At 57.5% G+C, this 19,669-nt stretch carries 17 protein-coding genes; 8 read left to right on the forward strand and 9 right to left on the reverse strand.

Annotation, left to right across the window (positions count from 1 at the left end; translation table 11 throughout):
• Positions 1-112: 112 nt before the first annotated feature.
• Positions 113-1,063, forward strand: a complete 951-nt coding sequence (locus tag ACN0TS_RS07755; RefSeq protein WP_417258778.1) for a helix-turn-helix domain-containing protein — start codon at positions 113-115, stop codon at positions 1,061-1,063.
• Positions 1,064-1,169: 106 nt separating this feature from the next.
• Here ACN0TS_RS07755 and ACN0TS_RS07760 read toward each other — a convergent pair whose 3' ends face one another.
• Entirely contained in the window at positions 1,170-1,772 is a 603-nt protein-coding gene (locus ACN0TS_RS07760) for a lytic transglycosylase domain-containing protein (RefSeq protein ID WP_417258779.1), read from the reverse strand.
• A gap of 174 nt (positions 1,773-1,946) precedes the next feature.
• On the opposite strand from ACN0TS_RS07760, the gene ssb reads away from it, so the two are divergent.
• Positions 1,947-2,459: a single-stranded DNA-binding protein gene (gene ssb / locus ACN0TS_RS07765; RefSeq protein ID WP_417258780.1), complete on the forward strand. Its 513-nt coding sequence runs from the start codon at positions 1,947-1,949 to the stop codon at positions 2,457-2,459.
• A gap of 142 nt (positions 2,460-2,601) precedes the next feature.
• Here ssb and ACN0TS_RS07770 read toward each other — a convergent pair whose 3' ends face one another.
• The 3 genes from ACN0TS_RS07770 to ACN0TS_RS07780 form a co-directional block, all read right to left on the reverse strand.
• A complete protein-coding gene (locus tag ACN0TS_RS07770; RefSeq protein ID WP_417258781.1) occupies positions 2,602-4,944 on the reverse strand; it encodes a methyl-accepting chemotaxis protein in 2,343 nt (780 codons plus the stop codon).
• A gap of 171 nt (positions 4,945-5,115) precedes the next feature.
• Positions 5,116-6,240, reverse strand: coding sequence for a 3-dehydroquinate synthase (gene aroB, locus ACN0TS_RS07775; protein WP_417258782.1), 1,125 nt, complete (start codon positions 6,238-6,240; stop codon positions 5,116-5,118).
• On the reverse strand, positions 6,237-6,869 hold the full coding sequence (locus tag ACN0TS_RS07780) for a shikimate kinase (protein WP_417259086.1): 633 nt from the start codon (positions 6,867-6,869) through the stop codon (positions 6,237-6,239). Before ACN0TS_RS07780 ends, aroB begins: the two co-directional genes overlap by 4 nt.
• Positions 6,870-6,992: 123 nt before the next feature.
• On the opposite strand from ACN0TS_RS07780, the gene ACN0TS_RS07785 reads away from it, so the two are divergent.
• The 5 genes from ACN0TS_RS07785 to ACN0TS_RS07805 all read left to right on the forward strand — a co-directional run bounded on the left by ACN0TS_RS07785 (position 6,993) and on the right by ACN0TS_RS07805 (position 11,859).
• The gene (locus tag ACN0TS_RS07785; RefSeq protein WP_417258783.1) at positions 6,993-7,130 is read left to right on the forward strand and encodes a hypothetical protein; all 138 of its coding nucleotides are present in this window, start codon (positions 6,993-6,995) and stop codon (positions 7,128-7,130) included.
• Between the two features lie 107 nt (positions 7,131-7,237).
• On the forward strand, positions 7,238-8,722 hold the full coding sequence (locus ACN0TS_RS07790; protein ID WP_417258784.1) for a hypothetical protein: 1,485 nt from the start codon (positions 7,238-7,240) through the stop codon (positions 8,720-8,722).
• Positions 8,719-9,648 carry a site-specific tyrosine recombinase XerD gene (locus ACN0TS_RS07795; protein WP_417258785.1) on the forward strand — a complete coding sequence of 310 codons (930 nt, stop codon included), beginning with the start codon at positions 8,719-8,721 and terminating at the stop codon, positions 9,646-9,648. Before ACN0TS_RS07790 ends, ACN0TS_RS07795 begins: the two co-directional genes overlap by 4 nt.
• Positions 9,649-9,708: 60 nt before the next feature.
• Positions 9,709-11,022, forward strand: a complete 1,314-nt coding sequence (locus ACN0TS_RS07800; RefSeq protein WP_417258786.1) for an HlyC/CorC family transporter — start codon at positions 9,709-9,711, stop codon at positions 11,020-11,022.
• Positions 11,023-11,067: 45 nt separating this feature from the next.
• Positions 11,068-11,859, forward strand: a complete 792-nt coding sequence (locus ACN0TS_RS07805; RefSeq protein WP_417258787.1) for a 23S rRNA (adenine(2030)-N(6))-methyltransferase RlmJ — start codon at positions 11,068-11,070, stop codon at positions 11,857-11,859.
• Between the two features lie 76 nt (positions 11,860-11,935).
• On the opposite strand, the gene ACN0TS_RS07810 is transcribed toward ACN0TS_RS07805, so the two are convergent.
• Complete coding sequence (locus ACN0TS_RS07810; protein ID WP_417258788.1) at positions 11,936-13,531, reverse strand: helicase HerA-like domain-containing protein; 1,596 nt, start codon at positions 13,529-13,531, stop codon at positions 11,936-11,938.
• Positions 13,532-14,039: 508 nt separating this feature from the next.
• On the opposite strand from ACN0TS_RS07810, the gene ACN0TS_RS07815 reads away from it, so the two are divergent.
• Positions 14,040-14,705 (forward strand): invasion associated locus B family protein, encoded by a 666-nt coding sequence (locus ACN0TS_RS07815; protein WP_417258789.1) that lies wholly within the window; start codon positions 14,040-14,042, stop codon positions 14,703-14,705.
• A gap of 81 nt (positions 14,706-14,786) precedes the next feature.
• Here ACN0TS_RS07815 and ACN0TS_RS07820 read toward each other — a convergent pair whose 3' ends face one another.
• The 4 genes from ACN0TS_RS07820 to ACN0TS_RS07835 form a co-directional block, all read right to left on the reverse strand.
• Positions 14,787-15,998 carry a beta-ketoacyl-[acyl-carrier-protein] synthase family protein gene (locus tag ACN0TS_RS07820; RefSeq protein ID WP_417258790.1) on the reverse strand — a complete coding sequence of 404 codons (1,212 nt, stop codon included), beginning with the start codon at positions 15,996-15,998 and terminating at the stop codon, positions 14,787-14,789.
• A complete protein-coding gene (locus tag ACN0TS_RS07825) occupies positions 15,995-16,261 on the reverse strand; it encodes an acyl carrier protein (RefSeq protein ID WP_417258791.1) in 267 nt (88 codons plus the stop codon). Before ACN0TS_RS07825 ends, ACN0TS_RS07820 begins: the two co-directional genes overlap by 4 nt.
• Before the next feature lie 113 nt (positions 16,262-16,374).
• Positions 16,375-17,442 carry a UDP-3-O-(3-hydroxymyristoyl)glucosamine N-acyltransferase gene (locus tag ACN0TS_RS07830; protein ID WP_417258792.1) on the reverse strand — a complete coding sequence of 356 codons (1,068 nt, stop codon included), beginning with the start codon at positions 17,440-17,442 and terminating at the stop codon, positions 16,375-16,377.
• A gap of 155 nt (positions 17,443-17,597) precedes the next feature.
• Positions 17,598-19,247 carry a L,D-transpeptidase family protein gene (locus ACN0TS_RS07835; RefSeq protein ID WP_417258793.1) on the reverse strand — a complete coding sequence of 550 codons (1,650 nt, stop codon included), beginning with the start codon at positions 19,245-19,247 and terminating at the stop codon, positions 17,598-17,600.
• Between the last annotated feature and the right edge of the window lie 422 nt (positions 19,248-19,669).

The following is a 19,669-nucleotide window of genomic DNA, read 5'->3' on the forward strand; positions in this document are numbered from 1 at the left end:
AAATCACATTTAAATCTTTGACTCTCTTTGCCTTGGGCGTAGAATTGTACAAAGCGAACATTCCTCAGGACTGTCGCGGCTTCATGTGACCCTCAACGCGCAGGCAGACCCAATGCCAAACAAGATTTTTCATACTCCGCCCCTCGGCAATCTGAGCGACACACCACAGGCGCTCGCGTCGCAGGCGACATCCGCCCGTGTGGCGACCCCTGCGCCCAAAAAACGCAAAGCCGCAACGCCCAAAATTCCCGACATTCCCATGCCCCCCGCCTACCGCGTTATTCCACTGGCCCGTTACAACGGCGCATCGACGGCAAGCGGTCACGGCGACAAATGGCGCACTCAGGCGATGCGGTCGCACCGTGTGCCGACCCTGATCTGGTTCACCCGTGGTCAGGGACGCTTTACCATGTCTGGCGTGACACGGGGCTTCGGGCCTCATAACCTCGTCTATCTCCCGCCGCGCACTATGTATGGCTTTGAACCCATTGGGCAAATTTCGGGTTACATTGTTCACCTGCCGCAAGTGAACGAGATGGAATGGCCCGAAGAGCCGCTACACCTGCGCTTTACCGAAGTCATTCAGCAAAACGAAATTACCGGCCTGATCGAGAATCTCGCCCGTGAAATCGACAATGACCAACCTGGTCATGACCGCGCTTTGGCGCTTCAGGCAGGGATGATTTCGGTCTGGTTGGAACGGCAAATGTCGGTGATGCCGGAATACGAGCTGACGCCCGATGCGTCGCGCCGTCTTGTCGCCGCCTATACTGCTTTGATCGAGGAAAAGTTCCACGAGACCCACACCGTTGCGGACTACGCCACCGCGCTCGGCGTGACGGCGACGCATTTGACCCGTGCGTGCAATATTGCCAACGGGCATCCCGCGTCGAAAATCCTCGCGGATCGCGTGCATTTCGAGGCACGGCGGATGCTCAAAGAAACCGACCTGCCCGTGAAAGACATCGCGGCGAAATTGGGGTTCCATTCGCCCGCCTATTTCTCACGGTCTTTCCATAAGGCCACGGGCGTCTCGCCACGTCAGTTCCGCCAGTCCTGCTAATTCCCGTATTATCTAACGAAAGCCCCCGTCACAGGATATGTGGCGGGGCTTTTCGGTGCGGTCTCGTGATTTGCACAACCGATGGATCAGAGAACAAGAGCGGTCGTTAGCTGCCCCAAATGATGCGCACGTAATTGCGGGTCTCTTTGTAAGGTGGCACGCCGCCGTATTTTTCAACCGCTTGCGGGCCTGCGTTATACGCCGCGAGCGCAAGACGCCATGTGCCGAATTTCTCATACATCATGCGCAGATAACGCGCCCCGCCTGACAGGTTTTGTGCGGGATCGTTGATATTGACGCCAAGCAGACGCGCCGTGTCGGGCATCAGTTGAGCCAATCCCTTTGCCCCCGCATGGCTGACGGCATTCGGGTTCCAGCCGCTTTCCTGCTGCACCAGACGCAAGAACAGGTCGGACGGCACACCGTGACGTCGTGCGGTATCGCGCGCCACCGCCAACCACGGCCCCGAATAGGCCCCGCGATAGGCCGGCCCCGCAAGATCTGCGCCAAAGCGTTCGGGCTGCAAGCTCACCGAGGCAGAATATTGCTCGGCTGCGCGGCCTTCGAGGACTGATAATTGCGAGGCATAGATAGATGAACGGTTTTTGGTGGAGAAGATATCCCCAGAGACAGCTGGGGCTGCGCTCACCCCGATCAAAAGGAGCGTAGAAAATGCGGCACCGCTTGCGGTCTTCACTTGGATTGGCATTGTTATCCGTCCCTCATTATATCACTGCGCGAATATAGGCGTAGTTGCGCCATTCGCCAAGGGGCTGTGCCCTCGCATGACCCGCCCTGCCCCATATCTGCGGATTTTCGCCTTTCAAAACGGCCGTCACAATGGTGTAACGGGTCAAAGAGATTCTTACTGGGAGACATGGGTATGGCTGGTTCGGTCAATAAAGTGATCATCGTTGGCAACTTGGGGCGTGACCCAGAAGTGCGCACATTCCAAAACGGTGGCAAGGTGTGCAACCTGCGGATTGCGACCTCCGAGACGTGGAAAGACCGTACCACGGGCGAGCGTAAAGAGCGCACCGAATGGCATTCGGTTGCAATTTTCCAAGAGGGTCTTGTTCGCATTGCGGAGCAATACCTGCGCAAAGGCTCGAAAGTGTATATTGAGGGCAAACTCCAAACCCGCAAATGGCAGGACCAATCAGGTCAGGATCGCTACACGACCGAAATCGTTCTGCAAGGCTTCGACGGTGTGTTGACCATGCTTGACGCGCGCGGTGGCGGTGATGGCGGCTTTGGCGGCGGTCAAGGTGGTGGCTACGACCAAGGCCCATCGGGTGGCTATGACGACGGCGGCCAAGGCGGCGGTTTTGGCGGCGGCTCCCAGAGCGGCGGCGGTGGCCGGTCGTCCATGGATGACGACGAAATCCCATTTTAAGCAATCGATCTGCACGGCTGATTTAAGATCTGCTGTGATTTGGTCAAACAGTTTCAGACGAAGAAAAGCCGCGCCAGGAGCGCGGCTTTTTGCTGTGTCGACCTGTTGTAATGGCGGCGGATGATGCGACGTCTATCCGCCTTTACGCTGCTCCGCTTAAAGGCGGCGCGTGGGGGGACTGTGTGTCGGCCTCAATGTGGAACCGCTGGACGATTTCAATGAGATGCTGCGCCTCGGAGGAGAGCATTTGACTGGCCGCAGTCGTTTCCTCGGTCATGGCGGCATTTTGCTGCATCGTGGATTCCAGTTGGCTCGTGGCGGTATTGATCTCTTGCAAGCCAATCGATTGTTCGCGCGACGACGTGGCGATGCCGTTGACGTTCGAGGCGATCTCGGACACCGAGGTGATAATATCCTTGAGTGTCTGGCCCGCCTCGCCGACCAAATGCACACCGCGTTCCACATGTCCGTTCGACGCCGTAATCAGTTGGCTGATTTCGCGCGCCGCATCCGAGGAGCGTTGGGCCAAGGCCCGCACTTCGGAGGCCACAACGGCAAAGCCGCGTCCCGCCTCGCCTGCCCGCGCCGCCTCGACCCCTGCATTGAGCGCCAAGAGATTGGTTTGAAACGAAATATCGTCGATGACGTCAATGATTTTGGAGATTTCGCGCGAAGAGCCTTCGATTTCGGACATGGCCGTTATGGCCTCGCTCACAACGGTTTGAGATATGCCGGCTCGATCATTTGTCTCGCGTGACACGCTATTTGCCACCTCGGCATTTTCCGCAGCAGAAGCCACCGCCGCCGTCATTTCGTGAATGGCCGAGGCCGTGTGTTCAAGAGACACTGCCGAGTTTTCGGTCCGGTTGGACAGATCATTGGTGGCCAAAGCAATCTCGGTCGACGTGTTGTCGATACGCGCTGCACTTGTTGCGATTTCGGAAATCATATCGGAGAGCGAGGTGATCGCGCTGTTGAAATCGGCTCGAAGGGTTTCATAGGCGGGCGGGAATTGGTCATTGATCTGGATTGCCATATCGCCATCGGCCATACGCGACATGGCCTGCGCCAATGTGCTGACGACAACGGCTTGCTCATCGGCCAATGCACGGCGCTCTTCTTCGGCAATGCGGTTGAGTTCCGCCTTTTCTTCGAGCAGGCGGGTTTCCTGTTCGAGGCGCTCACGCTCCATCTCGGCAGCTCGTTCGCGCTCTTCTTGTTCGCGTTTTTGTGTCGCAGCGGCCTCACGGGTTTTGCGTGCCTGTTCTTCGGCCTCGCGTGCGCTCTCTTCGTCGCGCAGCCGTTCGCGTTCAATCATACCGTCGCGGAACACGGCCATTGCCGCGCCCATGCGGCCAATCTCATCCTTACGGGTCTCAAACCCTGTTACGGGGCGCATATCGCCTTTGGACAGGCGTTCGGTCACGCGTGTGACTTTGAGAAGCGGACGGATGATATAGAGGAATGTCACGGCCAAAGCCACGAGGACGGCCACCAAAGACAGGCCTGCAGCGATCAACATCGTCTGGATGTTCTTTTCGGCATTGGTTTCCGTGATCTGGCTGGTGTCCGAAATGCCTTGAAGGATTTCTTTGCCATGAGCCTGCGCGCGCATGGAAAGCGCGGAAATATAACTGCTGGCCTCATAGGCAGCTTCATCTGCGGCCTCACGCGCCTCTAAAACCACCTCACGCGCCGCCAGAATACCGGTGTCGTCGGTGGTCCATTCCCAGATTGTGTCAAAATGGGCCGTCAGCTCTTTCGGCAGGGTCAGCGTCTGAGTTCTTTGCCTGATAGCGTCAAGTAAGGCGAGCGCGGTTGTTTGGGCTGCGGCCAAATCCTTTGCGTGATCTGCCGAGGCGCCTGTGAGAACGACCGAGTTGAGCACCCCAAGGTCATTTGACAAAAGGCGTTTGTTTTCAATGTCATTGAGGGTGAATGTCGCCTCTGGAATCTCGCCGGCACGGGCGAGCATGGCCGTCATCGTTTGTTCTATCATTCCCGATAATGCGGATTGAATGGCGATGATGGCTGCACTCAATTCGTCTGCGCCTTTGAGGGTTCGACTGTCATAGGTGATTGCATCAAGCTGCGCGGATTGGACCTCGGCGATATAGCCCTCGATCTCCGCGGCGGAATTGAGAACGAAGTCGCGCTCGTCGTCGGGCAGATCACGCGCGATGCGGCTGATTTGTTCGGTGTAACGAATGACATCGCTCATCGCCACGTCCATATCGGCATTGTCGGAGGCCTGTAGGGTTTGGGACAGCCCTTCGGTCACGAGACCAATCGCCTGCACCATCCGTGCGCTGCGTTCCAGGTCGGGCACCACTTCGGTCCGAAAGGCATTGACCGCGTCTTTGGATTGATGGGCCGACGATAGGCCTTGATACACTTCGATCCCCGTCAAAAGGGCCATGAAGGCCAGCACACTAACGAGTTTCACTGCAACGCTTCTGAACAATCGGATCAGTTTGTTAAACATACATGTCGCCCTTCGAGATAATCCTCACAAAACCCGATGTGAGAGGCGACAGGAAACAAGAGGTTTCCAACCATCCACAATCAGGCGTTGAGTGGGTTTATCAAGGAAAGGCTTAATTCTGATTTAAAACGGTTCGAAAAAAGGGGTGCCGTAAGGTCAGTGCTGCACGCTTTAACCTCTTGTGCGCAACGCATCCTCGAGCACCGCAAGCACCACATCACGCGGCACATCCGCTGTTACGAAACTGTCGCCAATGCCACGCGCGAGGATAAACCGTAACTGCCCGTCAACGACCTTTTTGTCTTGGCCCATGAGGTCGACAAGCGCCGTGGCATCGGGCAATTCGCCCTCGATATCCGACAGGTCGCATTTCATGTTCATGTCTTTGAGGTGGGCACGGACGCGGCTTGGCGCCTCTTGGCTACACAACCCCAATCGGGCCGAAAGCTCAAAGGCAAGTGCGCAGCCGATGGCCACGCCTTCGCCATGCAGCAGGCGATCCGAATAGCCCGTCGCGGCCTCAAGCGCGTGACAGAAGGTATGTCCGAGGTTCAACAAAGCGCGGTCGCCCTGCTCCGTCTCGTCGCGCTCTACAATGTCGGCTTTCATCTGCACCGAGCGTTTCACGGCGTAGATGCGCTTTTCCACATCGCCCGCCGCAAGAGCGGGCCCATTGTCCTCAAGCCACTCAAAAAACGCGGCATCGCCCAACAGACCGTATTTTTGCACCTCTCCATAACCCGCAAGGAAGTCACGAGGGGTCAGTGTGCCGAGTGCGGAAACATCGGCCAAGACCAATGCGGGCTGGTGGAATGCGCCGATCAGGTTCTTGCCCCGTGGCGAATTGATCCCCGTTTTGCCCCCCACGGAGCTGTCCACCTGCGCCAGAAGCGAGGTTGGGATTTGCACAAAACGGACACCACGACGCAGGATCGCCGCAGCAAAGCCCCCCAAATCGCCGATCACACCACCGCCAAAGGCGACCACGACATCACCGCGCTCAACGCGGTGCTCGATCAACCACTCGACCGCCACCTGCAACTGCGCCCAGCATTTCGTGGCCTCACCCGCGGGCAAGACCAAGGCTTCGCTGCGAATGCCCTGCGCTGCGAGCGCAGTTTTGAGCGTGTCGAGATGCAGCCCTGCCACATTGGTATCGGTGAGAATGCAAACCGATTTCTTACGTCCCAAGAGCGGCGCGATATGTGTGCCTGCCGTCTCGATCAACCCTTCGCCGATGCGCACGTCATAAGCGCGATCACCAAGGGGCACGTGTACGGTTTCAAAATCACTCATTCTTTGGCCTCCACGCCAGTCTCAGAGGACGCAGGCTTTGGCGGGCTATCCTCATCGAGAATTCCACCATAGTCGCGCAACGCGTCGATGACCTTGTCGGCCATGCCCTCAATGCTCAAACTCAACTCCGCCTCAACGATGATCCCTGCCTCCTCGTAAAAGGGAGTGCGGGTACGCATCAGCTCGCGCAGTGTTTCATAGGGGTTATCGGTGCGCAGTAAGGGGCGCGTATTTTTGTGGCGCACGCGATTCCACAAGATATCCAGATCGGCCTTGAGCCAGACCGCCACGCCCTTTTCCGCAATCATGTCGCGATTGACGCGCGACAAAAATGCGCCGCCGCCAGTGCTCAATACCACTTTCTTGGAATCGAGCAGGCGCGAAATCACAAGCGTTTCCTTGTCGCGGAAAAAGGCTTCGCCGTAATCGGAGAATATCTCGGCGATGGAACAATTCGCCGCCTTTTCAATTTCGGCGTCCGAATCGAGGAATTCGACACCGCACTTTTGTGCAAGTGCTTTGCCGACTGCGGTTTTTCCCGCCCCCATCATGCCGACCAAAGCGACCGTTTTTTTCAGTCCAACTGCCATGTCGACCCTTTTGCACTGTGCCGCGCCCTGCGGCAACATCTCGCTCACGAAAAATTCGCTCCTTCAATGACGTGATCTTCGCTAAAATACCATATATAAAACAGCGACACACCCGAGCCGGGACCAAAACCCGCGCCGTACCGCACGAATGGAGGCAGTTCCTTGCGCAAATTTCTATTTAGACTGATCGTGATTTTGTTGGGGTTGGCCGCAATCGGTCTTGTTGGTTTTGCTTATGTCGGCGATTTAACGCCAGAACGCAGTGAACAATCCGTTCCTGTCACAATTGATTTCGACTGAGGCGCAGCGCAGTGATGCTCTCGCGCCCCTCTGACCTGTTGCGATCGGTCTGTCGCATTGCCCTGTTGTGGGCCGTGCCATGCGGCGCGTTTGCACAAGGGGCGCCGATGTCGGCGATTGACTGGATTTCGCAAACCTTGGAGCAGCCGCGCGCGGTTGCCAACCCTGCGGCCCAGACACCGCCCAAACCCTCGGACATTTCGGAGAATGCTCTGCCCGAGGATATTACCGTGCGGCCCTTGGGCGAGATCAACATTGATGCCACGGGCCTGTTGTCTGCCGCCTCGACAGGATTGCCCCGCGGGCTTTGGGGGGCGTCAACCGCAACCGATCTGGCGCGGCGCATCACCACGATTGCGGCCCGCTCCGATCTGTTGCCCGCTTCACGGCGTTTGCTCAATACGCTGATCCTGACCGAGTTGGACCCGCCCGTGGCCTCTGGCGGCGATGGGCGGTTGTTTCGTGCCCGCCTTGATGCGCTGCTCGCACAGGGGCTGTTGGATGAGGCCGATGCGATGATGGCGCGTTCAGGCACAACCGACCCCACGATTTTCCGCCGCTCGTTCGACACCAAACTGTTGCTTGGCACCGAAAACGAGGCCTGCGCCCAACTCACCTCGACCCCGGGTTTGTCGCCAACGCTTCAGGCCAAGGTGTTCTGCCTTGCCCGTACGGGCGATTGGAATGCTGCGGCCTTGACCTTGGAGACCTCCGATGCCCTCGGGCTGATTGACGAGGAGCAATCCGAATTGCTTGCGCGGTTCCTTGATCCTGAATTGTTCGAGGAAGACCCACCGCTCAAAGCGCCACAAGATCCTTCTCCGCTGACGTTTCGGCTGATGGAAGCCATTGGCGAGCCGCTACCTACAGTGACATTGCCGCTGGCCTTCGCGCAATCCGATCTGCGCTCCACCAACGGGTGGAAAGCCCGCGCCACCGCTGCCGAACGCCTCGCGCGGGTTGGCGCTTTGGACCCCAATCGGTGGCTTGGCATTTGGACCGAACACTTGCCCGCCGCCTCTGGCGGGATTTGGGATCGCATCGACGCGCTGCAACGGTTTGATATTGCGCTCAGCACCAATAACCCCGTCGCCACCGCCCATGCGCTTGGCCCCGTGTGGGTGGAAATGCGCCGCTCTGGTCTGCAAACGGTGTTTGCCGATCTTTACGCGGCGCGCCTGAACGCGATGCCTCTTAGCGGTGCCGAGGCCGAGATTGCCTTTGAAGTGGCCTTGCTGTCGAAGGACTACGAAGTGCTCGGCGTCGATTATGACGCAACACAGAGCGACCGTGTGACTTTGCTCAAAAGTCTCGCCTCTGGTGAGGTACCAGCCACCCGCCCACGCGACAATCTGGAGCGGGCGATTTTGGACGGGTTCCGTCATGACGGTGTGCCAGTACGGCTCAAGGGATTGGTCGATAGCCGCCGTTTGGGCGAGGCCATTTTACGCGCCATCGAACTTTTGGAGGGCGGCGCTGCGGGCGATTATGACGAGTTGTCCGACGCTTTACAGTTCTTCCGCTCCGTGGGCCTTGAGGCCACCGCACGGCGTGCAGCGTTGGAATTGCTGTTGTTGGAACGGCGCGGATGAGCCTCAATGACCGTTGGATATCCGCCTTTGCCGAGGCGCAAATGGCCGAACTGGGAGCCGCCGAAAACACGCGGCTGTCCTACGGGCGTGACTTGGTGGATTTCTCCGATTTCCTGACAGCCCGAGGGGTGGATTTTGAACGGGCCACCCGCAAGCACGTCGAGGACTATCTCATTGACTGCGAGGCGCAGGGCTTGGCGCAATCCACCCGTGCACGGCGGCTCTCCTCCATCAAGCAAGTGTTTCGATTTGCCTTTGAGGAAGGGTGGCGAACGGACAATCCCGCGATCCTGATCAAAGGACCGGGACGTGCCAAGCGGCTGCCCAAAACCCTGACCGAGGATGAGGTGTCACGCCTGCTAGAAGCTGCACGCACTACGGGGCGGTCGGCCTCTGACCGGCTGCGCAATACGGCTTTGATGGAAATCCTTTATGCCACGGGAATGCGCGTGACCGAATTGGTCTCGCTGCCTGTGGCCGCTGTGCGTGGCGATCCCCGCATGATCCTCGTGCGCGGGAAAGGCGGCAAGGAACGCATGGTGCCGCTCTCGCCCCCTGCCCGTGAAGCCGTGACCGCATGGCTCGCTGCCCGCGACGCCGAACAGGATCTTGCCCGCACCAAAGGCGCAAAGCCCTCGCCCTATCTGTTCCCGTCCCGCGGCAAGGACGGCTATCTGACCCGCGTGAGTTTCTATCAGCAGATCAAGACATTTGCGGTGGCCGCGGGAGTTTCGCCCGCTAAGGTCACGCCGCACACGTTGCGTCACGCCTTTGCCACGCATCTGTTGGCCAATGGCGCAGACCTGCGGGCGATCCAGACGCTTTTGGGACATGCGGACCTCTCAACAACCGAGATTTACACCCATGTTCTTGACGAGCGCCTCAAAGAACTGGTGCTTGATCATCACCCACTCGCAAAGGACTAAGGCCACAGTGGACGTCGCACCCTCTTGCGCCGCGCCCCTTGCGCCCCCATAACAATTTCCATGACAGACATTTCCTCTTTCCTCGACTTTGCCTTTTGGGGCACCTGCGCCGCCATTATCGGGCTTTTGATCCTTTCCGCCTTTTTCTCAGGCTCGGAAACCGCACTCACGGCTGCGTCGCGCGGCAAGTTACGCGCTCAGGCGGACAAAGGGTCCGTGGGTGCCGAACGCGCTCTTGACGTGACCGAAGACAGCGAACGGCTGATCGGATCGGTTCTGTTGGGCAATAACCTTGTGAATATTCTGGCCACCTCACTGGCCACGGCGCTGTTCACCCGTGTGTTCGGCGACAACGGCGTGGCCTTGGCCACTCTGATCATGACGGGTTTGGTCTTGGTCTTTGCCGAGGTACTGCCCAAGACCTATGCGATCACCAATCCCGAACTTGCCGCTTCACGCGTAGCGCGACCGATTGCCATTGTTGTCGCCGTGTTTTCCCCTGTTGTGGCCTTTGTGCGGGCCCTTGTGCGCGGGCTGCTCGGCCTGTTGGGGGTCGAGACCGATCCAGAGGCCGATATTCTGGCCGTTAAAGACGAAATAGCAGGGGCCATTGCCCTGGGCCATGTAGAAGGCACCGTCGAGAAGGAAGACCGCGACCGTATCCTCGGCGCGCTTGATCTGTCCGAGCGCACCGTCGAAGAGATTATGCTTCACCGCTCGCAAATCGAGATGATCGACATTAACACCTCCGCAGTTGAAGTGTTGGAGACCTGTCTCAAGTCCTCACACACCCGCTTGCCGCTCTACCGTGACGATCCTGAAAACATCGTCGGTGTGATCCACGCCAAAGACCTGTTGCGGGCCATGTATAAAGACCGTGAGGAACGGTCGACAGGACAGATCGACGCCGAGTTTGATGTGCTGTCGGTAGCGATGAAACCCTATTTCGTGCCAGAGACCACCACGCTTGATGACCAGATGCGCCAATTCTTGCGCCGTCACACACATTTTGCACTTGTGGTTGACGAATACGGGGCGCTGCAAGGCTTGATCACGCTTGAGGATATTCTCGAGGAAATCGTGGGCGAGATCACCGACGAGTTCGACGATACCGAAACAGCACCCGTGCGCTCAAAGGAAACAGGTGACTGGATCATTGATGCGGCCATGACGATCCGTGATTTCAACCGCTTCACCGAATGCAATCTGCCCGACGAGGAAGCCAACACCATGGCGGGTCTCGTGATCCACGAGGCACAAACGATCCCAATGGCGGGTCAGGTGTTTTCCTTCCACGGCTACCGGTTCGAGGTCGCTGCCCGCAAAGACAACCGCATCACCGAATTGCGCATTCGCCCTCTCTCGGACGCCTGAACGCGCTCCCATGCTACAAACGGGTTAAGCCCGAAGGATATCCATATGCTTTCCTATCAACACGGTTTTCATGCGGGCAATCTTGCCGATGTGCAAAAACATGCGCTGCTTGCGACCATGCTCGACTACATGACGCAAAAAGACAAACCTGTGAGCTATATCGAGACTCACGCGGGGCGCGGTCTGTATGATCTGTCGGGCGAACAATCGCAAAAAACGGGCGAAGCTGCACAGGGCATTGAAAAGGTTGGGCAATGGTTCAAGGGCGATCACCCCTATGCCCGAGCGCGCCGCGCCATTGCCAAGACACATGGGCCGTCGATCTATCCTGGTTCTCCCGCAATCGCACAGGCCCTGCTGCGCCCGACCGATCAGATCCATCTGGCCGAGATGCACCCACAGGAATTTGCTCACCTCAAAGAGGCCACTGCCGCGTCGTCCTCCATGGCGGGTCTACACCTCAAGCAACAAGACGGAATGCAGTTCGCGCAGTCGATCTGCCCGCCTGAGCCGCGCCGTGGCTTGATGCTCATTGATCCGTCCTACGAGATCAAGACAGAGTTCGAGGCCTTCCCCTCGATGATCTACAAGCTGCACCGCAAATGGAATGTTGGCATCATCGCGCTGTGGTATCCCGTTCTGAAGAACGGCACGCATTTGCCGCTTGTGGACGGAATGAAACGCGCCAACTTCCCGAAATGCCTGCACCACGAGGTCCGCTTTCGCCCTGCGCAAAAGGGCCACGGGATGCACGGGTCGGGCATGTTCATCATCAACGCCCCGTGGGGTGTCGCGGATGAGGCGGCGCGTCTGACCAAACTGTTCAACGTGTTGTAAGACGCGGTACTCGGGCAGTGCGTGGTGAAAACACCCTTGCCCGAGCCCGTCTTTGTGGCGCCTCGCGCGAGAGGCGTTAGCGGCCTTTGAACAAGCCGCCCAGAATGCCGCGTACGATGCGGCGTCCTGTGGTGCCTTTGAGTTCCTTAATTACCAGATTGGTAACGGTTGCCGCAACGCCGCTGTCTTTACTGGAGCGGCGCGAGGTGGAGCGACCGTAGTCTTTGGTCTCGTAGCGCCGCGCCTTGGCAAACTCGCGCTCCAACTCCTTGCGGCGTTTGTCGTCCTCTTTGGCCTGTTGCGCGGCCAGTTCGGCCTCCTCTTCCGCAGCTTCGGCGGCTTCTGCCTCTTTGGCGGCAGCGTCCGCACGTTTACTCAGCATTTCAAACGCGCTTTCGCGGTCGAGTTTGGCCTCATACTTGCCTGCAATCGGGGACGCCGCAATGAGCGCCTGACGCTCGGCGGCGGTGATCGGACCCAACTGGCTTGAGGGCGGACGGATCAGAGTTTTCTCGGCAATCCCCGGCGCGCCTTTAGCTACGAGGAACGAGGTCACAGCCTCACCTGTACCGACGGATTTAATCGCCTCTTCGATGTCAAAACGCGGGTTGGCGCGGTAGGTTTCGGCGGCCATGCGCAGCGCTTTTTGATCGCGGGCGGTAAAGGCGCGCAGCGCGTGTTGCACGCGGTTGCCCAACTGGCCCAGAATATCCTCAGGCACGTCATCGGGGTTTTGCGTGACGAAATAGACGCCGACCCCTTTGGAGCGGATGAGACGCGCCACTTGTTCGACCTTATCGACCAGTGCCTTGGGCGCATCGTCAAACAATAGGTGCGCCTCGTCAAAGAAGAACACGAGCTTGGGCTTGTCGGGGTTACCGACCTCGGGCAGTTCCTCGAACAACTCGGAGAGCAACCACAGCAAGAAGGTGGCATAGAGTTTTGGCGAGGCCATCAGTTTGTCGGACGCCAGAATGGAGATGCGCCCGCGCCCGTCCGTATCCGTGCGCATCATGTCGGCCAGGTCCAAGGCCGGTTCACCGAACAGATTGTAGCCGCCTTGGTTCTCAAGCACCAAAAGAGAGCGTTGGATCGCACCGACCGACGAGGACGAAACGTTGCCATAGCGCAAAGACAGCGTATCGGCATTCTCGCCCACCCAAACAAGCAAAGCCTGTAGGTCTTTGAGGTCGAGAAGCGGCAGGCCCTGTTCGTCGGAAACGCGGAAAGCGATGTTGAGCACGCCCTCTTGCGCCTCGGTGAGCTGCAACAACTGGCTCAGAAGCAGCGGCCCCATTTCGGCAACGGTCGTGCGGATCGGGTGGCCCTGTTCACCGTAGAGATCCCAAAACGTAACGGGGAACTTGTCGTAGGTGTAATCCTGCGCAAAACCGATGGTTTCAGCCCGCGACATAAAGGCATCGTGCAGTTTGAAATCCGCACTGCCCGCATGGCCCAAACCCGACAGATCGCCTTTGACGTCAGAGAGAAAAACAGGCACGCCCGCAGCCGAGAAGCCTTCGGCGAGAATTTGCAGCGTTACGGTTTTCCCCGTGCCGGTGGCCCCCGCGATCAAGCCGTGGCGGTTGCCGTATTTTAACAACAACTCCTGTGCCTCGCCGTAGCCTTCGCCACCACCGCCAACAAAAATGCTCTGTTCCGTCTCGCTCATACCACGCGTTCCTCATGATTCGTCCCAATTACAGGGCTTTTCAATGTGTTCGGTGACACAATACAATTTTAACCATTCACTGCCAGTCTTAGTGCATCCGGACATCTCCCTGTCTGGATTGACTTCCTCCCTGTCAGACTGGCCGCGTGATTTATCACGCGGCTTTTTTCCAATTCGCGCCGATCAATTTCAGTCACGCGTCATCACAAATTGACGAAAAAAATCGTTGACCTGTTCACGCGATGCTCTTAGCGTTTGTCTCATAAGTCGGCCCAGTCCGACGGGGAGAAGAATTGATCACCAGATCAGGAGAGAGCTTCGGCCTAGCCGAGGCTCTTTTCCTTTTATTATTTTTCGCCCCTAAACCTGTTTTAGGATCACGAAACGATCACGGCTTTGCGTCCGCAAGAAATCGCTAGTCGCGTGTTTTCAAAACATTTCTCGCCTGACACTCCCCAAAAGCCATGATAGAATTCGCGCAACAGGAACTCAGGAGTTATACATCCAAATGGCATTTAAGTCCCAAACGGCTCTCACGCTCGCCCGCATCGCAGGTCTCGCCGCACTTTTGGCAGGCACCGCACTGGCTCCGACCTTTGCGCAGGATGCCACATCCGAGGCAGCCACCACCGAGGACGCCGCACCTGCTGCGCCCGCTGACGCAGCAGCCCCCGCCGCAACCGAAGACGCAGCCGTCGAGGACTCCAATATTGGCAAAACCTACACCGCCGAAACCCACGGTGATTGGGAAATCCGCTGCGTAAAAATGCCGGAAGGTCAAAAAGACCCCTGCACCATGTATCAGCTTTTGATCGATGATCAGGGCAATCAGGTGTCCGAGATCACCCTCTTTCAACTACCTGAAGGTCAACAGGCGGTTGCTGGCGGTACAATGGTCGCCCCGCTTGAAACGGCGCTCCAGCCCGGCATCGGACTGGCCGTCGATAGTGGTCAAGGCAAACGCTACCCCTTTGCGTTCTGTAACCAAATCGGCTGTTTCTCCCGCGTAGGCTTTACCGCTGAGGAAGTCGCCGCGTTCAAAGCAGGCGCCAAGGTCAAAGTCACGCTTGTGCCGATTGCTGCCCCAGAGGGCAAAATGGTCGAAGTGACCGCGTCGCTCAAAGGCTTCACCGCCGCCTATGATGCTGTCGCCCGGATCAACGCTGCCGAATAAGGCTGTCAACACATTCGAACAGAAACGCCGCCCCAGTCGGGCGGCGTTTTTTATTTCTAATCAGCATCTTAAAGGGCGATCTTATCCCGCTTTGCGAAGGGCCAGAACTGCGTTCAACCCACCAAAAGCAAAGGCGTTGGACAAGACCACATCCACCTCAGCATCGCGCGCCTCATTGGGCACCACATCGAGCGCACATTCGGGATCTGGCTCTTCGTAGTTGATCGTGGGTGCGATCACGCCGTCCTTGAGCGCCATGATACAGGCAAGCAGTTCCACCGCCCCTGTCCCGCCGATCAAATGCCCGTGCATGGATTTGGTCGAGGAAATCATGATGTTATCGGCATGATGGCCAAGCGCGTCAGCGACTGCGGCGCATTCGGTTTTGTCGTTGGCTGCCGTTCCCGTGCCATGCGCGTTGATGTAGCCGACCTCTTCCGGATTGACCTTGGCGTCTTGCATTGCACCCTCGATGGCGCGTGCCGCCCCTTGTTTGGAGGGCATCACAATGTCGGAGGCGTCGGAGGTCATCGAAAAGCCGATCACTTCGGCCAAAATTTCAGCGCCACGTTTTTGCGCGTGCTCGTAGTCTTCGAAGACAAAAATAGCAGCGCCTTCGCCTTGGACCATGCCATTGCGATTGAGCGAGAATGGACGACAGGCGTCTTTCGACATGACGCGTAGCCCTTCCCAGGCCTTAACGCCGCCAAAGCACAGCATCGACTCCGAGCCGCCCGTCACCATCGCCGTCGCCATTCCACAGCGGATCATGTTGAAAGCTTGGCCCATAGCGTGGTTGGACGAGGCACAGGCCGTGGCCACAGTAAAGGACGGACCTTTGAGGTTGTATTCCATACTCACATGCGAGCAGCCGGCGTTGTTCATCAGCTTTGGCACCACAAAGGGGTGAACGCGGTTCTTCCCCTCCTCGTAGACCATGCGATAATTGTCGTCTTGAGTGGTCAAACCACCGCCAGAGGTGCCCAAAATCACGCCGGAATGCGCGGCCAAATCACCGACAAATTCCAGCCCCGATTGGGTAATAGCCTCTTTGGCAGCCACAAGAGTGAATTGGGTAAAACGATCGTAGAGCGCCATTTGTTGACGGTTGAACCGACCTGTCGCGTCCCAGTCGTGAACCTGTCCGCCGATCTTGATCGCCAGACGATCCACATCGCGGAAGTTCAGGTCGGAAATACCGCATTTGCCTTCGCGCATCGCGTCGAGCGTCGCGTCAACAGTCAGGCCGAGAGCGTTAACTGTGCCCGCCCCCGTGATGGCAACACGTCTCATGCGTTTTGTTCTTTGATCAGGCCCGTGACCGCAGCCACGATTGAGGCAACAGAGGAAATATCGAAATCGGACTGTTCAGGCTCATTGGCATTGAATGGCACGGAAATATCAAAAGCCTCCTCGATAGCGAAAATACTCTCAACAAGGCCAAGGCTATCGATCCCGAGATCGGCCAAGGATTGATCCATCGATACATCGGAAGGCTCCAAAACAGCCTGTTCCGCGATAATCTCGATGATCTTTTCTTTCACATCTTGCGACATTGACGCCTCCGGTCCAAAAACTCGCGTTTGATTTAGTCTGTCTTGACCCGTTTTTAAACAGGTATTTGTAACGCGTGGGTGTAACGCTACGGCTCAGGCTTTCCGTAGCGGCATCAATCCTTGCCAGACAGCTTCGCCAACAGGCGTGGCAAACGGCGCAATGCCTTATACATCTCGACATGGGTTTGCATAGCCACCGCAGGGTAGCCCATCATGGAGCGTCCTTTGGGTACGTTGGATAACACACCCGTGCCAGCACCGATAATAGCGCCTGATCCAATGCTGAGGTTATCGGCAGCGCCCGCCTGTCCGCCCATGACGACGTAATCGCCCACAACGGTCGATCCCGCTATGCCAACCTGCCCACACAGCAGGCAATGCCTGCCAACCACAACGTTATGGCCAATGTGCACTTGGTTATCGAGTTTACAGCCATCGCCGATTTTGGTCGCCCGAATGGTGCCTTGGTCAATCGTGACATTGGCACCGATCTCGACATCATCACCAATCTCGACACCGCCGATGGAGGCTATGCGCTGCCATGCCTGCCCTTCGGCTTCGACGGCAGCCCCGAGGCTTTCGCGGGCTTCTTCCACATGGCTTTTCTCGACTGTGACAAAGGAAAACCCGTCCGCGCCGATCACAGCTCCGGGCTGAATGATAACGCGGTCTCCGATCTTGGCCCGCGCACCGATTTTCGCCCCTGCGTGGATCAACGCAGCCTCGCCTATCGTCACGCCCGCTCCGATAGAGACCTGAGGCGCGATCTTTGCCCCTGCGCCGACAGAAGCCCCAGCTCCGATCACAACAAGCGGGCCGATTGTGGCACCCGCGCCGATCTCGGCACTCTCGTGGATCACCGCCGTAGGATGGATGCCCTCCTCAAGGCCGACGCCGTGATCAAACGCCGCCGTGATGCCCGCCATCGCCAACCGCCCGCGCCCGACCAGAATGGCCGCCTCAAGCCCGAGAGCCTGCCAATCCGCATCGGCCCATAGAACAGCCGCCTTGGCTGCTCCGTCTTTGAGGTTTTCGGCAAACCGTGGGTCCATCGCGAGGGCCAGATCGTCAGGCCCCGCATCGCGCGGTTCACAGGCGCGCGTCACGCAGAATTCGCCATTGCCCCCAAATGGAGCGCCAAGCTGTTGCGCCAAATCGGCGATGGTGATGGAACGGGTCATAGCGCCTCCAAAGCAAGTCTTGCCAAGGACATAAGGGGTTTGTCGGGGTTTGGAAAGCTCTGGCACATACAGGCAGGAAGCAAGTTGTCATTCAAAACCACCATAAAAAAGGGCGCCTCAATCGAGACGCCCCTTATCATAACATGTGCGACGGCTTAGCCGCCAACAGCGCGCAGCTGCACACCTTGTTTTTGCAGCGCGTTCCAGATTTTCGCATCGCGCCCGTAGACGTCACGACGATATTCCATGCCACCTTTCGGCTGCGCAAACGCGGTACGGTACACGATGTGGACCGGCACTTGTGTCTCAAGCGGCACAACCGATTCACGGCCCGTTTTGAGGTGCGAATGGAATAATCCTTTTGGATCATTGGTTTGCTTGGAGAGCAGCGTGTAGGCGAAGTCAAAGGGGTCCGCGAGGCGGATACAGCCGTGACTAAAGGCACGGGTTTCGCGTCCGAACAGGCTCTTTGACGGCGTGTCGTGCAGGTAGATGTTATACTTGTTCGGGAACATGAACTTCACCAAGCCAAGCGCATTCCCGTCCGATGGTGGCTGCTTCATCGCATAGGGGAAGGTTTTCGCCGTGTAGCTTGCAAAGTTGATGGCGCTACGAGGCACGGTGCGTCCACGGCTATCAACAATCCGCAAGTGACCTGCGGCATTCGGGTTTTTCTGCATCAGCGGCAGGTATTCCTTGGTCGTAATCGAGCGTGGAACGTTCCACGTCGGGTTGATGACCATATGTTCCATCACGTCGGAAAACTCTGGCGTACGACGATCGCCGCGCGTTGCACCAACAACTGAACGGGTCTGGAATGTAACCTTATCGTTGTCGATGACCTTTGCGGTGTAATCTGTGATGTTCACCCAGATGTGACGTTTACCACGTGGCATGTTGGTCCAGCGTTCACGCTCCAGAGCCACCAGAATGGATGCCAGACGTTCGGCTGGCTCAACGTTAATCTCTTGGATCGTGCCAGGACCGGCAACACCATCGGCGGCCAAACCGTGACGCAATTGGAACTGCTGCACAGCTTTTTGCATGGCACCATCATAGCTCGCAGCGGCAGAGCGCGGCAGATACCCCATAGCAATCAAACGGTTGCGCAGAATCACAACGCCGTTGCCAGTTGATCCCGGCTGGTATTTCCCACTTGGAACCTTTTGTCCCCATCCACCTGCGCCGAGCGTTTTTTCAAGCTTAGCTTTCTCTTTAAGAAGACGCGCATACTCAGGCGAGGATGGCATAAGTTTGCGCAGATATGCTGCGGGGTTCGACTTGGTGAAATTGGTCAGCAGGCTGACACCGTCACGGTATGGCACCTGACGAACGATGCCGCTGTCGATACGCGACGGGATCAACTGACCCGTTTGCATGTCGCGGGCGTAATCAAGGAACAACTGTGCCATTTGCACTTCGGCGCGGCCCAAATCACGTTCTGATTTGATGGAGCGCAGGTTGGCTTCCAACAACGAGGTGTCATAGGGCGCAAGGCCATGCGCAGGCGCGTCGCGCAAGGCTTTCACCAAAGCGGCGCGGCGCGATTTGGCCCGTGCGGAATTATCAGCAAAGACGGGTTTATACCCCGTAGCGCGGTAGTAGGCCGACAAATCTTTCGACTTGGATGCGGCTTCAGCGATGGATTGCATCATCGCTGTGACCTGTTGCGCAGAGGCCCCAGACGGTGCGACGGCTGTTGACAGCAATGTCAGCGCCATGAGCACACGCAGTGCTTTTGCAATTTTGCCAGTCCCCGACGCACAACGCGCCATGCCAGACCGGAATACAGGATACAGAACCATAGAAAGCCCCCAAGTAATGTCAGCGGTAACGTGAATAACAGATCAGGGAAGCGTAGCCGAAAAAGCCTATCCCCGTGAAGTCCCAACCTCCCTAATCCACCCAACATCCGCGTGATGCTGTCCCTTTGGTCACAGAATAGGCGCAATACGGACCGATGTGGGACTAAGCACTTGACGCATTGAATATACGCGCCCTTGCATAACAGAGAGATTGAATCGCGGCTAAAGCATTGCGATATCGGGAAAATTCGTCAAATTTTAACCACACCAAAGCCCCGCACACCTCACGAAGTGCGCAAATTCCTGCCGATTTTTGACGATTTAAGGAATCTGGGAAAACTGTGGCTTGGTTGAAGAATCACTTCGTGCCATAAGGTTCCCACGGTTCGAGACGCCAAAGGCGCAGAACCAAAAGGGAAACG

The sequence above is a fragment of the Celeribacter sp. genome (assembly GCF_048266405.1).
Classification (GTDB): Bacteria; Pseudomonadota; Alphaproteobacteria; order Rhodobacterales; family Rhodobacteraceae; genus Celeribacter.

Bases quoted from the DNA above. Each gene is read 5' to 3' on its own strand.
- ACN0TS_RS07755 (WP_417258778.1), top strand. From the start codon at position 113: ATGCCAAACAAGATTTTTCATACTCCGCCCCTCGGCAATCTGAGCGAC.
- ACN0TS_RS07760 (WP_417258779.1), bottom strand. From the start codon at position 1,772: ATGCCAATCCAAGTGAAGACCGCAAGCGGTGCCGCATTTTCTACGCTC.
- ssb (WP_417258780.1), top strand. From the start codon at position 1,947: ATGGCTGGTTCGGTCAATAAAGTGATCATCGTTGGCAACTTGGGGCGT.
- ACN0TS_RS07770 (WP_417258781.1), bottom strand. From the start codon at position 4,944: ATGTTTAACAAACTGATCCGATTGTTCAGAAGCGTTGCAGTGAAACTC.
- aroB (WP_417258782.1), bottom strand. From the start codon at position 6,240: ATGAGTGATTTTGAAACCGTACACGTGCCCCTTGGTGATCGCGCTTAT.
- ACN0TS_RS07780 (WP_417259086.1), bottom strand. From the start codon at position 6,869: ATGTTGCCGCAGGGCGCGGCACAGTGCAAAAGGGTCGACATGGCAGTT.
- ACN0TS_RS07790 (WP_417258784.1), top strand. From the start codon at position 7,238: ATGTCGGCGATTGACTGGATTTCGCAAACCTTGGAGCAGCCGCGCGCG.
- ACN0TS_RS07795 (WP_417258785.1), top strand. From the start codon at position 8,719: ATGAGCCTCAATGACCGTTGGATATCCGCCTTTGCCGAGGCGCAAATG.
- ACN0TS_RS07800 (WP_417258786.1), top strand. From the start codon at position 9,709: ATGACAGACATTTCCTCTTTCCTCGACTTTGCCTTTTGGGGCACCTGC.
- ACN0TS_RS07805 (WP_417258787.1), top strand. From the start codon at position 11,068: ATGCTTTCCTATCAACACGGTTTTCATGCGGGCAATCTTGCCGATGTG.
- ACN0TS_RS07810 (WP_417258788.1), bottom strand. From the start codon at position 13,531: ATGAGCGAGACGGAACAGAGCATTTTTGTTGGCGGTGGTGGCGAAGGC.
- ACN0TS_RS07815 (WP_417258789.1), top strand. From the start codon at position 14,040: ATGGCATTTAAGTCCCAAACGGCTCTCACGCTCGCCCGCATCGCAGGT.
- ACN0TS_RS07820 (WP_417258790.1), bottom strand. From the start codon at position 15,998: ATGAGACGTGTTGCCATCACGGGGGCGGGCACAGTTAACGCTCTCGGC.
- ACN0TS_RS07825 (WP_417258791.1), bottom strand. From the start codon at position 16,261: ATGTCGCAAGATGTGAAAGAAAAGATCATCGAGATTATCGCGGAACAG.
- ACN0TS_RS07830 (WP_417258792.1), bottom strand. From the start codon at position 17,442: ATGACCCGTTCCATCACCATCGCCGATTTGGCGCAACAGCTTGGCGCT.
- ACN0TS_RS07835 (WP_417258793.1), bottom strand. From the start codon at position 19,247: ATGGTTCTGTATCCTGTATTCCGGTCTGGCATGGCGCGTTGTGCGTCG.